The 16,431-nt window shown below is 38.2% G+C and carries 17 protein-coding genes; 9 read left to right on the top strand and 8 right to left on the bottom strand.

Features of this window, described 5'->3' with window-relative positions; translation table 11 throughout:
* Positions 1–406 precede the first annotated feature (406 nt).
* A complete protein-coding gene (locus tag R4Z09_RS28885; RefSeq protein ID WP_338450102.1) occupies positions 407–1,843 on the top strand; it encodes a LysM peptidoglycan-binding domain-containing protein in 1,437 nt (478 codons plus the stop codon).
* A 222-nt stretch (positions 1,844–2,065) separates the two neighbouring features.
* Positions 2,066–2,563, top strand: a complete 498-nt coding sequence (locus R4Z09_RS28880) for a DoxX family protein (RefSeq protein ID WP_338453387.1) — start codon at positions 2,066–2,068, stop codon at positions 2,561–2,563.
* Between the two features lie 71 nt (positions 2,564–2,634).
* Here R4Z09_RS28880 and R4Z09_RS28875 read toward each other — a convergent pair whose 3' ends face one another.
* The 3 genes from R4Z09_RS28875 to R4Z09_RS28865 form a co-directional block, all read right to left on the bottom strand.
* The gene (locus R4Z09_RS28875; protein WP_338453386.1) at positions 2,635–2,859 is read right to left on the bottom strand and encodes a hypothetical protein; all 225 of its coding nucleotides are present in this window, start codon (positions 2,857–2,859) and stop codon (positions 2,635–2,637) included.
* A 337-nt stretch (positions 2,860–3,196) separates the two neighbouring features.
* Positions 3,197–3,466, bottom strand: a complete 270-nt coding sequence (locus R4Z09_RS28870) for a tannase/feruloyl esterase family alpha/beta hydrolase (protein WP_338450101.1) — start codon at positions 3,464–3,466, stop codon at positions 3,197–3,199.
* Positions 3,438–3,791 carry a hypothetical protein gene (locus R4Z09_RS28865; protein WP_338450100.1) on the bottom strand — a complete coding sequence of 118 codons (354 nt, stop codon included), beginning with the start codon at positions 3,789–3,791 and terminating at the stop codon, positions 3,438–3,440. The genes R4Z09_RS28870 and R4Z09_RS28865 overlap by 29 nt, the downstream gene beginning before the upstream one ends.
* A gap of 537 nt (positions 3,792–4,328) precedes the next feature.
* Between R4Z09_RS28865 and R4Z09_RS28860 the strand changes: the two genes are divergently transcribed.
* The 3 genes from R4Z09_RS28860 (at position 4,329) to R4Z09_RS28850 (ending at position 6,047) form a co-directional block, all read left to right on the top strand.
* Positions 4,329–4,745 carry a LysR family transcriptional regulator gene (locus tag R4Z09_RS28860; protein WP_338450099.1) on the top strand — a complete coding sequence of 139 codons (417 nt, stop codon included), beginning with the start codon at positions 4,329–4,331 and terminating at the stop codon, positions 4,743–4,745.
* Positions 4,726–5,169 carry a substrate-binding domain-containing protein gene (locus tag R4Z09_RS28855; RefSeq protein WP_338450098.1) on the top strand — a complete coding sequence of 148 codons (444 nt, stop codon included), beginning with the start codon at positions 4,726–4,728 and terminating at the stop codon, positions 5,167–5,169. The genes R4Z09_RS28860 and R4Z09_RS28855 overlap by 20 nt, the downstream gene beginning before the upstream one ends.
* 596 nt (positions 5,170–5,765) lie before the next feature.
* Positions 5,766–6,047 (top strand): hypothetical protein, encoded by a 282-nt coding sequence (locus R4Z09_RS28850; protein ID WP_338450097.1) that lies wholly within the window; start codon positions 5,766–5,768, stop codon positions 6,045–6,047.
* Positions 6,048–6,109: 62 nt separating this feature from the next.
* Here the strand turns inward: R4Z09_RS28850 and R4Z09_RS28845 are convergent, their stop codons facing one another.
* The gene (locus tag R4Z09_RS28845; RefSeq protein WP_338450096.1) at positions 6,110–6,823 is read right to left on the bottom strand and encodes a FadR/GntR family transcriptional regulator; all 714 of its coding nucleotides are present in this window, start codon (positions 6,821–6,823) and stop codon (positions 6,110–6,112) included.
* Positions 6,824–7,209: 386 nt separating this feature from the next.
* Here R4Z09_RS28845 and R4Z09_RS28840 point away from each other — a divergent pair, with 386 nt between their 5' ends.
* From R4Z09_RS28840 to R4Z09_RS28825, 4 genes are all read left to right on the top strand, one after another.
* Positions 7,210–8,124 carry a catechol 2,3-dioxygenase gene (locus R4Z09_RS28840; protein WP_338450095.1) on the top strand — a complete coding sequence of 305 codons (915 nt, stop codon included), beginning with the start codon at positions 7,210–7,212 and terminating at the stop codon, positions 8,122–8,124.
* A gap of 42 nt (positions 8,125–8,166) precedes the next feature.
* The gene (locus R4Z09_RS28835) at positions 8,167–8,502 is read left to right on the top strand and encodes a 2Fe-2S iron-sulfur cluster binding domain-containing protein (RefSeq protein WP_338450094.1); all 336 of its coding nucleotides are present in this window, start codon (positions 8,167–8,169) and stop codon (positions 8,500–8,502) included.
* Positions 8,503–8,636: 134 nt separating this feature from the next.
* Positions 8,637–9,668: a Gfo/Idh/MocA family oxidoreductase gene (locus R4Z09_RS28830; protein ID WP_338450093.1), complete on the top strand. Its 1,032-nt coding sequence runs from the start codon at positions 8,637–8,639 to the stop codon at positions 9,666–9,668.
* 128 nt (positions 9,669–9,796) lie between these two features.
* Positions 9,797–10,771: a 2-keto-3-deoxygluconate permease gene (locus R4Z09_RS28825; RefSeq protein ID WP_338450092.1), complete on the top strand. Its 975-nt coding sequence runs from the start codon at positions 9,797–9,799 to the stop codon at positions 10,769–10,771.
* A gap of 135 nt (positions 10,772–10,906) precedes the next feature.
* On the opposite strand, the gene R4Z09_RS28820 is transcribed toward R4Z09_RS28825, so the two are convergent.
* The 4 genes from R4Z09_RS28820 to R4Z09_RS28805 all read right to left on the bottom strand — a co-directional run bounded on the left by R4Z09_RS28820 (position 10,907) and on the right by R4Z09_RS28805 (position 16,367).
* Positions 10,907–12,034: an NADH-dependent flavin oxidoreductase gene (locus R4Z09_RS28820; protein ID WP_338450091.1), complete on the bottom strand. Its 1,128-nt coding sequence runs from the start codon at positions 12,032–12,034 to the stop codon at positions 10,907–10,909.
* 191 nt (positions 12,035–12,225) lie between these two features.
* Entirely contained in the window at positions 12,226–13,419 is a 1,194-nt protein-coding gene (locus R4Z09_RS28815; protein ID WP_338450090.1) for a glycerophosphodiester phosphodiesterase, read from the bottom strand.
* Positions 13,420–13,867: 448 nt separating this feature from the next.
* A complete protein-coding gene (locus tag R4Z09_RS28810) occupies positions 13,868–14,827 on the bottom strand; it encodes a DUF4097 family beta strand repeat-containing protein (RefSeq protein ID WP_338450089.1) in 960 nt (319 codons plus the stop codon).
* Positions 14,828–15,251: 424 nt separating this feature from the next.
* Positions 15,252–16,367, bottom strand: coding sequence for an acyltransferase (locus R4Z09_RS28805; protein WP_338450088.1), 1,116 nt, complete (start codon positions 16,365–16,367; stop codon positions 15,252–15,254).
* Between the last annotated feature and the right edge of the window lie 64 nt (positions 16,368–16,431).

Genomic DNA, 16,431 nt, shown 5'->3' with positions numbered 1-16,431 from the left:
TCTTCAAGGTGAGCTAACTTTAAATCCAGTGAGAAACTGGAAGCCATTAAAACATCGGGACGTTCTGCATTTTAATAATAAAATCGAAGCAATCCTCTGTGGAGTAACTTTCTATAGGGATTTTTTTTTGATTTCTCAAATATAAAATCAACCATACCCACAATCCTCATGTAGAAACGTTAGAATCGCCCCGTGTTTCTGGAATTTTTAAAATAAAAAATAACTATTAAAAATGAATGGATATTATTACTATTTATGGTTATTGGTAGTTCAATATGTTTATTTTTCCTGTTATTTGATAAAGAACCGTCAGAAATCGACAAAATCCTCGAATTCTATTAATGAAGAAATATTTAATTTGGTGACATGTATCAAACATAGAAACAGAATAGGAGACTTTATCATTATGACAGAAGAATTATTTGAAAATGGGAAATTGGTATTACGAAGAACAGAAACTCATATCAGAAGAAAACATACAAAAATAGAACCCGTTTTCTCTTCAAGAATGGAAAAACGAGCATATTATAAAAACGAAAATCTATTTGATATACGAAATGTTTTAGATATTAAAGGATTTCTAAATGACATTAGAGATAATTGGCATACATATGTTTCACAAATGAACCAGTGGATTCAAAAAAATCCAGTAAAAAAACTAGTAGTGACTGGGATTTTTACGGTTATTCTTGGTTTTAATACCATTTCCACGAATGCCGGGTGGGTTCAAGAATATACATATCAGGTAAAAAACAGTGATAAAATTGAAAATATCGCTTTGAATCATGGTGTAACAGTACAAGAAATATTAGATGCTAATGGAATAACCTCAATAGATGGTAAAAAAATTCTTTTACCTAAAGTACAGGACAAAATGGTAACGGCTACAATACTACATGTCCGTTCCCGCCCGAATACAGAAAGTAGTATTATTGCCAAATATCAAAAAGGGGATATGGTTAAGGTTGCATTTGAGGAAAATGGCTGGGCTGGTATTCTGATTAAAGGAAGACTTTGTTATGTGAGTTCTGATTATCTTGCAAAAAAAGTCAGGGAGAAATCTAACGCCAACACTGGTTCTACTGTATACGTAATTAAAAGCGGTGATACATTTGCTATAATTGGCAGAACTTTAGGTGTCTCTACCTCAGCTATTCAAAAACTAAACCCAACAGTCGAGCCAACTAAACTGAAAATTGGACAAAAAATTAATATCCCTGCAACAACTACAGCTCCTACTAGTACAGTTAAATCGCAGGAAAAAACGATGTATGTAACGGCATCTACGTTAAGAGTAAGGGAGTCAGCATCTACTAATAGTTCAATAGTAGGGAAGCTAAAATTAAACGATACTGTGTCCGTAAAATCGATAAAGAATGAGTGGGCTCAGATCGATTTCAATAACAAAGTAGCGTTTGTCAGTGCTTCCTATTTAACGAATATAAAACCAGCAGCAACTAAAACTGGGACAAATGCTAAAAATGGTTCATCAGAATATGTGATTAAAAAAGGTGATACATTTGCTAAAATCGGAAGAACTTTAGGTATCTCTGTCTTAGTTATTCAAGAATTAAACCCAGCAGTCGAACCAACAAAACTGAAAATTGGACAAGCTATTAAAATTCCTAACGGCATAGCTGCTTCTTCAAATCAAATAAAGGTAGTGGCTCAAATAACCGGTATAGAACCTGGAGCTTTTCATTTTATCACGTCCGATGGAAAAACCCGTGCAGCAGGATATGGTCATTTGAGGAATGAAGTATCTCAGCAGCAAGGGAAAACAGTAACACTTACACTTGAAGTAAAAAGAGGTCAACAAATGACTTTAATATCACTTACATAAATAAAAGCGCGGGGATGGTTTTGATGTTTCAGAGTGAAACGCGAACCTTCCCCGCGTTTCTTTGAAAAAACGATAAAAGCAATAATCAATAGACAAAATCTATATTTAACAATATCGTCAATAAGGTATTTCGAAACAGTGAAATCTCCGGTTCGAATATTTTTAATTAAGGATAAAGTAGTACAATCTAATTGTAAAGGAAATAAGATTAAGGGAGTGGAAATTATGGTTAAATGGTTAAGAGAAAGCAATGTTTCTGCTATCATTCTTGTATTACTTAGATTATATGTAGGTTCTACCTTTTTAATCCATGGATGGGAAAAGGTTAGCGGTGGTGGATTTGATGCTTCTGGTTTCCTTCAAGGTGCGATTAAGAATCCAGGAGTAGAGGGCTGGTGGGCTTCTTTCCTAGAAGGTGTTGCACTTCCTAACATCATTCTTTTTAATTTCCTCGTTCCATGGGGTGAAGTTTTAGTTGGTCTTGGATTAATCTTAGGATGTTTAACAACAGCAGCCGCCTTTTTTGGAGTAGTGATGAACTTTTCTTTCCTTTTTTCTGGAGTAGCAAATCCTAATGCCTTAATGGCGTTAATCATCGTATTCATTCTTGTAGCTGGTGCAAATGCAGGGAAATATGGATTAGACCGTTGGGTTCTACCTATTGTACGTCACATCATGAACAAGAAAGAGAATGATGTTGCAGTTCCTTCAAAAAGATAAATATATATAAAAGCCTTATTCCTTTCAAACAAAAGGACTAAGGCTTTTTGGTTTTGGTGTCATTTAAAAGTTTATAAATTATCTTTTAGCGAGGATTCTTGATATTTTGACATTCTTTTAGAAACCCACGGTTTGATACTAGTAAAAATGGAAAACAGAAGGAAAAAGTTCAAGGACCAGATAGAAACAAATGGACGGATACCATCAAAGTCGATGGAGTGGTAGCCTTTTAAAATTAAAACAATGTATGCCTCAATAAAAACGAGGAAAAATCCTCCGATACCAGCGACTGTCATACGAACCAACTTTATCCCCCTTTTAATATAATATATATTAAGATTCATTATTTTTCTAGAATTTACATTTTTAGAACAATAAAAAGATGAAAATAGTGGAAACGTGGGGGTGGTGTCCTCAGCTTTAAACAACCGAATACCACCGATCAATAAGCAAAATGCTTCTTTTGCTGTATTTGTTGTACATAACTTCTTATCTGCGAACATTGATCCCAAAAAACATAAACAAAATAACGAAGACTTAGATGCATTTATTAGTTGCCTGTTAAATAAAAATACTACATTAGAGTGCGGAAAATTAGAAGGACCCATTTATGTCCCTGGTGATGAAAGTGTTTCAAACGATATCCCTCTGTTCATTGGAAAGATAAAGACTCATGGCTACATCATGGGTTTTCTTCAGTTGGTCCCCCGCAAAGTTTGCTAACGCCTCATCGTTCAATGCCCACGAACCATCCCATTTAAATTTTAATGAGTGTCCCGAGTCGCTTCCGAATGTTACATAGCCATTCTTCAATGGAGTAGGGGCATTGGTTTGATCGTATTTGTTGTTATCTAAACCTGTTATTAAAACACCATCAAATCCACCGCCGAAGTGCTTTTCCATTCCATTCTGTAGGTAAATTGACTTCGAATAGAATATCTGGTGTAGAAGAATCAACCGGATGAATGGCACCTAATGTCTTACAAAACTCTCCATTATTATCATTAACAAGTTTAGCTGAAGTAATGGTAGCGCCCGTAGTGCGTAATCCAATAGAAGATTTAGAAATATTCATTCCGCTTAGGTTTGAACAACTGGCCTCACTTACCGTGGAAGTCAATTCTTTCTTCTGATCATTTGTTTCTTCTGCATAAATCGTGGAGCCTAGTATGCTATTTGCAATTAAAAGGACTAACATAAAAAAAATAGAACGTTTTAACTTCCCCATCTCTCAATTCCTCTTTTCACATACGTAATAGACTGTCGTTTAGGGTTAAAGACAACTTCCAATTTCATACAAAATTCCCCTATGTGTTGCTGACATTAAAAAATGTAGGATTTGGCAATCTAGAGTAGCTCTATTCAATGTATATCAACTGCTTTTTCTGGGGTGTGGGTATGTTAGACTCGTGTACCTATCAAAGCCCTACGGCTTATTCCTTTGCAGAAATATTATACCCTCAGAGTCTCCATGCCAAGTGACTTAGCAATGAAACTTTATACATTTAATTGAATAGATCTAACTGCTATTTCATACACTTTTTGATCTAACTATTCCTTCATTTCACCTCCTAGCCATTCATGCATGCGCTTACTTTATAATTCTTCTAAACTAGCTTTCTTAAAAAAGTATACAATTCGTTTAAAAATAAATAAAATATAAAAAATTTAAAAAATATAAAAATTTATTTATAATTAAATTTATTCCATAGAGGAGGTTGTAGGAGAATGGATGATAAAGATTGGACTTATTTGCAGGTCGTTTATGAAGAAAAAAAATATCTCTCGAGCAGCCCAGAAACTACATACTTCTCAGCCTGCTCTAACCTACAGGCTTAATCAATTAGAAAACCAATTCGGTATAAAAATTTTTGTCAGGGGCAGAAGGGAAATTAAATTTACACCAGAAGGAAGATGTTTAGCACAATATGCAAAAAAAATGAGCAATGAATTGCAGAAATTAAAAGATCAACTTTCGGAAATAGGAGGTGAGATCCATGGGGAATTGAGACTTGGTGTTAGCAGCAATGTAGATGAATATGATCTACCAGAGATCTTAAAAAACTTTCATCAACTTTATCCAAACGTTCGTTTAAAAATTCACTCAGACAATAGTAAGACGATTTTTAGATCAGTTTACAAACGCGGAGTACCATATTTGCATGCTCCGGGGCGACTATGAATGGAATGATGGCAAACTGTTATTGAACAATAGTCAAATATGCTTGATTTCAAGACATTCCATATCACTGGATGAACTTCCAAATCTTCCTCGAATTATTCAGAAAATGGATCACACCGCACAAAAGGATGACCACAAATGGTGGTATGAGCATTTTTCAAGCCCGCCTTCTATTTTTATGGAGGTTAATAGACCAGGAACGTGTAAAGAAATGGTAATGCAAGGATTGGGATACTGTATATTGCCTAAATATATGTTCAAAAAAGAGGAATTAACGGAAGATCTTTTTATTCTTCCGTTGACTCACATAGATGGTCAACCATTTTTACGAAGCCTTTGGGCGCTATACCGCGAGGAAGACACTACCTTTACTGTGGTAAAGGCATTTGTGGAATATCTTAAACAGCACTACAACTTGAACTGAACCCAAAAAGTTATACAAATATTTTCATGCAACTAAAAGAGGATTGTTCTCTGTATTGTACGAGGGTCAATCCTTTTAGTTTTATCTTAATACATTTAACCGTCCTGGTGTTTCATGGTGGAGTAAACGCCTACTAGGTTGGATATTCACCCAACCATTCCCTGTAGAAAGCTTCTTTAATTATTAATAACGAAAACGTTACTGCGATCACTGTATCAGTAGAAAATAATAAAATTAACGTAGCATAATTTCTGTCACAGTGACCCGAAGTTTGTTGATATTTGTATAATGACACTCTCCGAAAAATTTTGTTTCACAAAACGTTCCGTGAATCATGCAATCTCTGTAAGAGCTAATTTTCTACAGGGATTGCTTATTTTGTGTAATTTCTCCAAGATGAAATCCCACAATACCCTTAATCCTTGCGGTAGAAACGCGAGAATGTCCCCACGTTTCTAGATACAACCTGGTAATAGAAATTAGAAATCTCTCACTAAACATAAAGTGAGAAAACTACTTCAGCAGGGTAGCATATGTTTGGGATAGTGTGCTTTCATAATTAGCATATTCCCATTAATAAACAAGGAAGTGAATGGATGGATCAAGGTAACGACCGCAAGCGCTTTGGTGGAACTGTAGATGAAAGTAGCAATCATCAAGCTGGTAGTAATGCTAATCAAGATGCCACTAACTATGGTGAAACAACAGGAACATTTAATGGAGTCGTTACGGGTGCTATGATAGGTGCTCCATTTGGACTAATTGGTACTGTTATAGGCGGTATTTCAGGCGGTGCTATTGGTAACCAGATGGGGGAGGGTACTGAAGTAGATAACAATACAACTTCCAAAAATTGTGATGTGAGCAATAATAATTAGACGAAACACGGGGGCGGTTCTTGTGCTTCACTGTGAAACATCAGAACCATCCCTATGTTTCTTTATTTAGATTGATAATAATTCTTCATTGCACCTTCAAAATGATCAAGGTGTTCCGCCATTTTTTGTTGCGCGAGGAGGGGGTTTTGTTCTACTATTGCATGATAGATTTGGCGGTGTTCTTCGAGAATTTTTTTTGTTAATACGGGATTATCAAAGGTTATTCTTCGTATTTCTTCCATAGCCTTATCCATGGAGTCTGATATGGTTTCCAGAAGTCTTGCCATAATCGTATTTTGGGTGGACTGTGCCACGATTTGATGGAAAAGCATATCTATCCTTTTGCTTTCTTTTTTATTTGTTATATTTAATTCCATCGTCTTCAAATTGTCTTCTAACTTTTTTAAGTCTTCTTCTGTTCTTTTTTGAGCTGCTAGTCGTGCATTCGATAATTCGAGGGATTTACGAGCTTCCATTAGCTCTATGATGGTTTCTTCACTAATTAGTATTTGTTGAAAATCCGGAAGTCCTACGTCTTCTGGATTGAATTTTTTTACCGTACTTCCTTCTCCTTGCCGAGTCTCAATAAGTCCCATGATTTCTAAAGCGCTTAAGGCTTCTCTTACGGTTGATCTTCCAACTTGATACATCTCGCATAGTTCTTTTCCGGTAGGCAGCCGCTCCCCAGGTTTCAGAGCACCGCTAAGAATTTGATCTTTAATTTGTTCAGCAATGATTTCATAAATTTTTTGTCTGTTTATTTTTGTCGGTTTCATATGGAATCCCCTTTTTTCTTCTATTTTCTATAAATAAATCAAAAAAATTGTCGTAATAAAGAGATTATTTTTTCAGAAAATTCAGTAGACAACTAATATGTTATTTGCTAGTATATGTTTTGTAAACGATTTCTACTTTGGTTTAGAACTTGAAGTCAACTTTCATCGTTTACTCTTTTTATAAAAAGGCAGGTACATGAAATAGGATGTTCCTTTTTTTAACACTAACTTGTCTGATAACATGATATACTGATATCTTTATCATATATATGTTTATTCTAATCTGCAAGGGAATTAGTTGATGGAAAGTGACTATTTCATGACATTTTGAATGTATCTGCCATTTTGTAAGGATTACATAAAATCTACATATAGGGGGAAACCGAATGGCCAGAGTGATGCGCATGGGTCGAATAGAATTAAAGGTATTAGACCTTGAAAAATCAGTAGATTACTATACAAATGTTATCGGTTTAGAAGAAACTGGACGTAAGGGTGACAGCGTGTACTTAAAAGCATGGGATGAATTCGATCATCATAGTGTGATTTTAACAAAATCAACTAGTGCTGGAGTTGCTCATATAGCTTTTAAAGTAGAGACATTAGATGACTTAGCATACTATGAAAAGAAAATAGAAGAATTTGGCTGTACGACAACCCGTATTTCTAACCATACAAGATTGGCTGAAGGAGAAGCGGTACATTTTATTCTACCAACAGGTCACCATTGTGAATTATATCAGGAAATTGAGTTAGTAGGGACTGCCGTTGGGAATCTAAATCCGCACCCATGGCCGTTAGGTAAAAAAGGAATTGCCCCGCATCGTCTAGACCATTGTCTATTAACGGGTGATGATTTAAAAACAGTGACAAGATTCTTTGTTGAAGCGCTTAACTTCAGACAAAGTGAAAGAATAACGACTGTAGATGGAGAGGAGTTACTAGGAAGTTTCTTGTTTACGACCAATAAAGCACATGATATTGCTTTTGTAAAAGGTCCGGATGCAAAGCTTCACCATGCTGGATTCCATGTTGATTCTCTTCATGATGTATTTAAAGCAGCGGATCTTTTATCCATGTATGAAGTTCCATTTGATGTCACTCCGACACGTCACGGTATTACAAGAGGGGAAACGATTTATTTTTTTGACCCGTCTGGAAATCGGAATGAGGCATTTGCTGGTGGATATCTGTCATATCCTGATATGCCAACCATTACATGGACTGAAGATAAGATTGGACAAGGGATTTTCTATCATCGCCGTGAATTGTCTGAGTCTTTTATGAAGGCACTAACATAATGGAAGAGATCCTCTAAGAAACGAACAATAGGGAGGGATATGATGTATAAAGTGACACTTAAAGCAAGAGGGCAGCAGTTTGAGTATGATTGTCCGCTGAATGTAACGCCATTACGGGCCGCTCGTGACCAGTTTATTCCGATTCCAACCGGATGTCAGCGAGGCGGATGCGGCATGTGCAAAGTGAAGGTGCTTGACGGTGAATATGAGCAGGAATTAGTTCGTTCACACGATGCATTATCTGATGAAGAATTAGCTGATGGTTATGCATTGGCCTGTTACATGACTCCAAAAAGTGATCTTGAAATTATCACAATAGAAGATTATGAAAGATTACTAAATGAATCAAAGGTAGAAACAATTAGTGAAATGAAATAGGTCTATACAGAGATGTTGGCTAAATTGAATCTCGAAGAATCACGAATATTTTCTGATTCTTCAGTTTTTAATCAACATGTCTGATAACATGATAAGTAGTTAAATTTTATTTTAATATAAGGAGAGGTTACAAAATGACTGTAGAAAAAGTGAAAATTGCTATTATCGGATTAGGAAGAATTGCTCGTACACATATTGATGCGATCGAACATTTTCCAGAATTATGTGAACTGACTGCTGTAGTAGATATCAAAGAAGATTTGGCTAAGTCTTATGGAGAAGAATTTAATGTTCCTTATTATACATCAGTAGAAAAGTGTTTAGAAGATCCTAATGTAGATGCAGTTGTTATTTGTTTGCAGCATGACTTGCATGAGCCTATTTCAGTTCAGGCAAGCAACGCAGGAAAGCACGTTCTTGTAGAAAAAGTAATGGCAACTAGTGTTGAAGAAGGTCTTTCAATGGTAGAAGCCGCTAAAAATAATAATAAAAAGCTAATGGTTGCGCAAAGCCGAAGATATTTCCAAGCCTTCCATGAGGCTAGAAAGCATTTTCATAAAATAGGAAAAATCACGAATTCATTGTATAACTTTACATGCTTCTTTGATAAAGACATTGCTCCGCAATGGTGGCAGTCAAAAGAAGCTACAGGTGGACTAGCCTATCCGATGCTTGGATCCCACGCTATTGATATTACTCTATGGATGTTAGATGACCGTGATCCAGTCTCTGTATTTGCATCAGGTGTTTCCAACAATCCTGATTTTGAGGGTCATGATGATATTACGATCATCATCGGATTTAATGATGGAACACAAGCAACATGCTTCTTAGGCACAAATAACCGCTATCCTAAGCATGAAGGACACCTAATCGGAAAAGAGGGAAGTATTTTCTGGAGTCAAACTGGAGACCATGTGGGCCTAATTGGTACAGCTGATACAGATTTGATTGTAAATGGAGAACGGATTATGACAGGAGAATCGATTCCTCACAATTTTGCCATCCAGATGAAAGAGTTTGTGGATTCTATTATTGAGGATAGAGAACCTTTAACTTCTGGTGAAAAAATTATCACTCAGCTGAGAATTATTGAAGCAGCTCAAAGATCTGCTGTAGAAAAGAGAGTCATTATGCTGGAAGACTCTTTCACAACTGTGAAGTAATAAGAGATTTGATATAGGAATAAATCATCAAAACCCTGTTTTAGTCATGTCAATATTGTCCGCACCAATCAGAACAGGAATCGGGTTGGTGCGATTAGGTCACATTATGGTTGAATTGGAGGGCTATTATGAAAATATTAGAACGCGTTCAGAAAATACCTGGAGGATTGATGATTGTTCCTTTATTTATTGGTGCAATTATTAACACATTTTTTCCTCAAATTATTAAGATCGGTGGTTTCACAGAATCTTTAGGTGCTGTAGGGTTTCCTACACTTATCGCAGCCTACCTATTTTGTGTAGGAACCAAAATGACCTTAAAGGGAACCCCTGTCATGCTGAAAAAAGGTTTTTCGATTATGTTTGCAAAAGTGGGTATCGCATCGGCGATTGCACTAGCTATTGCCACCTTATTTAACGGTGACCTTTGGGGATTATCAGCATTGGCCATTCTTGCAGCAATGAATGATACAAATGGTGGATTATTTATTGCTTTAACGAGCAGTATGGGGGATGAAAATGACACTGGCTCCTATGTTGTTCAAAGTATTGAAACAGGACCATTTCTTACCATGCTGGTACTAGCTGGTGCCGGGCTGGCCAATATACCATTTCTAGCAATGATTTCTGTTATTATTCCTATTATTCTAGGAGCTATCTTAGGGAATTTGGACAAGGATATCCGTGCATTTTGTTCGAAACATCAAGATGTTCTTGTTCCGTTTTTCGGTTTCGCATTGGGAAATACGATCAATTTGAAATCTGTGGTATCAGCCGGCTGGAGTGGAATTCTTTTAGGAGTGGCAACGGTTCTAATCACTGGTATTGTGTGTATGATTGCTGATAGATTAACTGGTGGTACTGGAATTGCTGGTGTTGCAGCATCCGGAACTGCAGGTAATGCAGTAGCAACTCCAAAAGCAGTCGCTTTAGCTGATCCAACTTTTGCTGCTATCGCTCCAATCGCAACCCTGCAAGTAGCAGCTGCAGTAATAGTCTCTGTAATCTTGACACCACTGCTAACGACATTAGTCTATAAACGTCAAAAGAAAAAAGAACAAGAGCTGAAACTAGCAGAATCAGAAATTGCAACCGCTGACTAAGAGCTAAAAGGGGACAGTGTTGATGAACTGCACCCAATAGGGATCGGTGCCTGGTCACTCCCCGAAAAATCCTGTTTCACAAAATGTTTAAAAAATGCTTTTGAAACGCCGGGACGGTGTCCCCGCGTTTCTTTTTCAATCTTCTATCGGAAACCAGCCAGGTGCATTGATAATGGCTTGCCAAAGCGGATCAGGTACTACTAGGCGTTTTTGGGCATCTTTGTTTAGTTTTGTCTCGATCTCCGATTCTTTTCCTTCTTTCACTTTCATCACCCAATCCGGATCAATAATGATTTCACGGCCGATTGCAATCATGTCGACGCCGGTTTGAAGTGCCTTTAACGCATCATCCGGTGTATAGATCGAGCCGACTCCAATGACTGGTACTCTTTCAGCCACTTTCTCTTGAATAATTTCAAGTCGTGTTCGGGAATCCTCAACGCCTCGTCTCGGTGTTGACCAATACTCATTTAATGATACGTGAAGGTAATCGAGCTCTTTATCAGCCAGCACATCCACTAACGTTAGAGTTTCAGCCATTGTAATACCGGGTGTTTCAGGTTCCTCTGGTGAAAATCGATAGCCTACTAAGAACGGTTCGCTTGCATGATCTGCAACCGTTCTTTTCACTTCATTCACAACAGCCAAAGGAAAGGTTAGTCTTTTTTCTAAACTCCCGCCGTATTGATCCTCTCGCCGATTTGAATGAGGGGAAAAGAACTGCTGGACTAAGTATCCATTCGCCCCGTGAACCTCAACTCCGTCAAATCCAGCTTCTATCGCTCTTCGAGTGGCAGCGCCGAAATCTTGTATGATTGATTGGATTTCATCCTCAGTCAATGCATCCGGTACTTGGCCTGAGGCACCTTGCTCTGCAGGAACTGCACTGGCACTGACGATTCTGCCATTTGGCACTAAATCAGGAGGACACATTCTGCCGCCATGAAAGATTTGTAAAACAGCTTTTGTACCTTGGTCTTTTATGGTAGAAGCCAAACTGCGCAAGCTTGGAATGAAATCATCGGAATCACAGCCAAATTCACCTGGAAACCCTTTTCCGTTACGGGTCACATAGGCGCATGCGGTCACAACCATTCCAACCCCATTTGAACGTCTTCGATAATAGGCCAATTCATCCTCTGATACAGTCCCATCCTGATTTGAAGAAAAATTCGTCATGGGTGCCATCACAACACGATTACTTAGTTGTATACCACTTTTAAGGGTAATTGGCTGAAAAAGCGGGTTATATTTTGTGTTCATCTCATGCCTCCAGTCATTCTGTACTCTAAAGCAACAATAGATAGGATTAGGTATTATGGAAACAAATATTCACCGTCACTGTGACGCCCCGAAAAATCTTGTTTCACAATATGTTTCAGGTAAACGTCGGGACGGTTCGTGCGTTTTGCTATGGAGCATCAGAACCGTCCCCGCGTTTCCTCGCAGCAGGCTTAGAAGCGTGAGCAGGCCAGTGTGGTCTCGATATCCTCGATGTCGAGGAGGTAACGATCCTTGATAACGTCTTCCAGCTTTGCCCTATCTGTAGTGATCGTTAGCACGTCCAGCGATTCGCAGGCACGCTTGGCGTTGCCAGCATCCACATACTTCCCAACGATCTGATTGGCACGTATGTACAAATGATGGGCACCGCGTTTATCATCAAGCTTTTGGCTTAGGCTCTCGAGCTTCTCGTCAGCGGTTACGAAGCGCTTTTTCTCGATATCTTCTAACAACTGATCCAGTACCTCTGGAACATCGGAAAGAAGTCCAGTGGCGCCAAGTTGCAGGAGCTCATCCATTCCCTCATAGCCCATATCGTTTGTGGTAGACCACACCGGAACACCACGAGAGACCACTTCTTCTACAACACAAGACGCTGAGCCGGGATGGCTGCGCTCTTCACGTTCATAGGCTGCCACTCGCTCGGCATAGTTAGCCTGGCATGAGGCATCGTCACGGGAGGCAAGAATCCAGTCCGGCCATTGACGGATGTAGTCAACGCTCGCGTTAATGAAGGCATCGGCATCCGACATGGTGCTGATAAATCCGAGTGTGGTCAGGTCCGGGTTGAGGGCCTTGAACTCTTTCAGCGCGTCTACTGAACGGGGGCCTACAATTACTTGATCGATCATATCGTAATGTTCAGTGACCTGAACAATCTGCCAAACCTGAGAGGAATCTTTGATGTCCAGCAGAAGTCGCACATTTGTGCCCTTTACTGTCTCTAGTACCTCGGCATAGGTAGGAATCTGCTCTCCAGCAAATTGTTCCCCAGCGTAACTGCCCGCGTCAAGCTGCTTGACGTCCGCCAGTGTCATGTCCTTGACTGCACCGGTACCGTTGGTGGTGCGGTCCACTGTTGCATCGTGAAGAATCACAATCTCACCGTCTTTTGTGGGACGCAAATCGATCTCAATGACATCGACGCCCATGGCCACCGAATTGCGGAAGGCCGCCAATGTATTTTCCGGCATGCTCGGGGACAGGCCTCGGTGATTGATGAGCGTTAGTTCCCCGTCCGGATATGGGAAGAGATTTTCCACATCCCGAACCGGTTCGTCCGCAGCGAGTGTATAACTCCCAAAGTTAAACATACTGATTCCAATGACAAGTGCACCAATCGCTGACTTCCATTTCCTTTTCAATTCATCATCTCCCATCTTTTACTAAATATCTCTTTAAAAATACCAGACTATTATTGAAACCCTATTAAACAGGAGTAAACGATAGTAAAAGCGAGTTTACGAGAATGTAAAAGGGTGTCACTGTGACGCCTCGAAAAATCTTGTTTCGCAGGATGTTCCACGAAGTGTTTTATTGAAGAACAGAAAGCGAAATAGGGAAATATGTAATTATTAAAATCAAAAAGGAAAGTTATGCAGAGATTTTATATTCTCACATAGCTTTCCTTTATTTTTTCTGCGGGATAAGGGACTTTTCCCTAACTAAAAAATGATGTTTTCGTTCAGTTTTAATTGCTGTTGTTTTGGGAGCAGGGGGACGGTTCTCGCGTTTCAATGACAGGAAAGGCCCTATGGAGAGAAATCTATGCAGAGCTTTTATTAAACATCAGAACCGCCCCCGCGTCTCCCTCTATTTTAATTGAAAATCACCTGAACTTGTTCTTGCCGTTAACTTAACATGACCGTCTCCGATTTCTCCGATCATTCGATGTTCTGATTTCTCAGAGTATTTCATGTCGTCGATATGTGCCGTTCCTTCACCTGAACTACTTTTGTAATCTAGGGTCAATGAAGTTGGTGCTTTTGTAAAGTTTACATCGATATCACCACTACTAGCCTTTAACTCTATGTTCCCTTTCAATTCATCCATTTCTACTGAAATATCACCAGATGATGTATGAATCTTACTATCTTCTAAAGCTTGATTGTCTGAAATAATATCACCGCTGCTAGCAAGTAAATCTGATCCTTTAGCTACGTTATCCTTTGTTGTAATGTCACCACTGCTCGTTTCCATTTCCATTCTTTTTGAATGATTATTATTAGCAGCAATATCTCCACTTGAAGTTGTAAGGGAAAGAGTATCCTCGGTCCTAACATCACTGACTTCTATATCACCAGACTTTGTTTCGATTGTTAACTTTTTGGCTTCAACTTCATCTACGGCCATATCACCAGATGCAGCATTTAATTTAATGGAGTGATAAACTTTTTCAGGTACTTTGATATTCAGGCTTACTCGTGTGAAGTTAAACATCATGAACTGAAACTTATTTTCCTTTTCCATCGAGATTTTAACTGTATCACCGTCTTTGTCAAAATCCAGTTTATATAAATCTTTACTCTTTTTTCCTACTTTTCCTGAAAACACAGCTTCAATTTTATCATCACTTGTAGGCTGAACATTTACATCGACAGCCGGAGAGTCGATGAGTATATTCCGAATCCCTTCTGCCGATACATCTCTCGTTTCATGAACATCTACTGAGCTAAATGTAAAAGCTTCTATATCTGATGTGTTGAGCTCCATGATCAAAACGATCACTCCAATCAGCACAAGTCCTAGCGCTCCATATATTATTTTTCTCATTTTGTATTCTCCTTTTAATCATTTCATGTTCCAATTTTTCCACAATCCATAGAGGCAGATAAAATTGCAATAATGGTCATAACTGAACTTCATACAGTTCGATTAGCTTTTCTTGATCATCAGCCGACAACACTTTTCATCGTTCTTCTAACGCAAACGGGTTTTCTTCATTTTGAAGTTTCCTTCTGAAACCTTATAACTTTACTATATAAAGAAAAAGTCATATGACCCTAGTGAAGGTAGTCATGAATTTGGAGCTCGGTCACTGACTGCCCAAAATGACTAAGTATGTCATTCAGGGAGAATGGTCATGAGGAACCGCTGGATAGATATGAAGTAAAATGAGGTTCTTTGAACCACCGGGACGGTGATGTGAACCATCGTTTCTTAAGATGAAATTAGCCCCCTATGTTATTTCTATTTTTTATAATATCTTCTTCATATGCGGAACTCTTAAAATGAAAAAAGCAATGATAAAACATGTAGCCACACTCAGAGTGGCAACCAAAACAAATTTTATAAATGGCGGTAATCCTAAAGTGCGAAATGCCATTGTCCATCCAACAATAACAGGAGGGTGAATCAAATAAACAGTGGAGGCACTTTCACGCAGCCTGTTAATAAAATCATTCGTGAAATTCCAACGTTTTTGAAAATAAACAATCAGGCCTATGCTTACACCGAAGCATAAGAACGGTTCCCATAACGCATAAAACAGGGCTTGAGTATTCATTCCTCCTGAAAAGTTGAGGTTGCCACTAAGAGCACCAGTGGCAATTAAACCAACGGAGAAAATGGAAATCATTACAAGGCCAATCATTTTCCATGTTTTAATCAATTTTGCCGGCATATTTTCAAGCCATTTTTGACGGTATGCCGCAACTCCTGTCCACATGAGGAGTAAATACAATGGGAAATAACCAAATTGAAGCCCCCAAATACCTGTTCCAGTTGGGTAAATCATACGAACTGAAAATGCAATGAATCCAAAAATAAAAGCGATCAGAACTAACGTCTTACCTTTAGGAAAATTCCTTGTTTTTTCAATTTCCTTATTCGGTTTTGTAAAGAATTGATATAGAGCATAAAATATACTCACATAAAGAAGTGTTTCTAAAAACCAAGCGGGTCCAAAAAAATTCTGTTGAAACGAAAAAACCTTTTGGATGTAAAATTGTGATAATGTCATCCTGTTGTAGAAATGAGCAAACCAATCAGTTATGGGTCCAATGATAAAATAATAGAATAAAAGCGGGATTCCGATGCGAATCAATCTCCCTTTTAGAAAAACTATTGGACCTTTTTTATCATAGGAAAATGGAATAAAGTAAGTAGATAAAAAGAAAAACAAACTCATAAAAAACGCTTGGCAAACTCCAGTGAAGATACTTAATATAATCACCGTTAAACTTAATTGACTATCATCCACATCTTTTAATATCCAAGAACCAGCTCCTCCGTATGCAATGGATGTGTGAAACACAACCACAAGCATGGTTAGAAAAACACGTAGATTGTCTAGATACAAGATTCGACCCATTTTTCTCTGCCCTTCATCGTGTCATTTTTTTCCTTAATAAAAATTAACAGTAGAATAATAGGCT

This window comes from Niallia oryzisoli (assembly GCF_036670025.1).
Taxonomy (GTDB): Bacteria; Bacillota; Bacilli; order Bacillales; family Cytobacillaceae; genus Bacillus_BD; species Bacillus_BD oryzisoli.
Note: the sequence above shows the minus strand (reverse complement) of the source record. Positions and strands in the feature narration are given on the sequence as shown.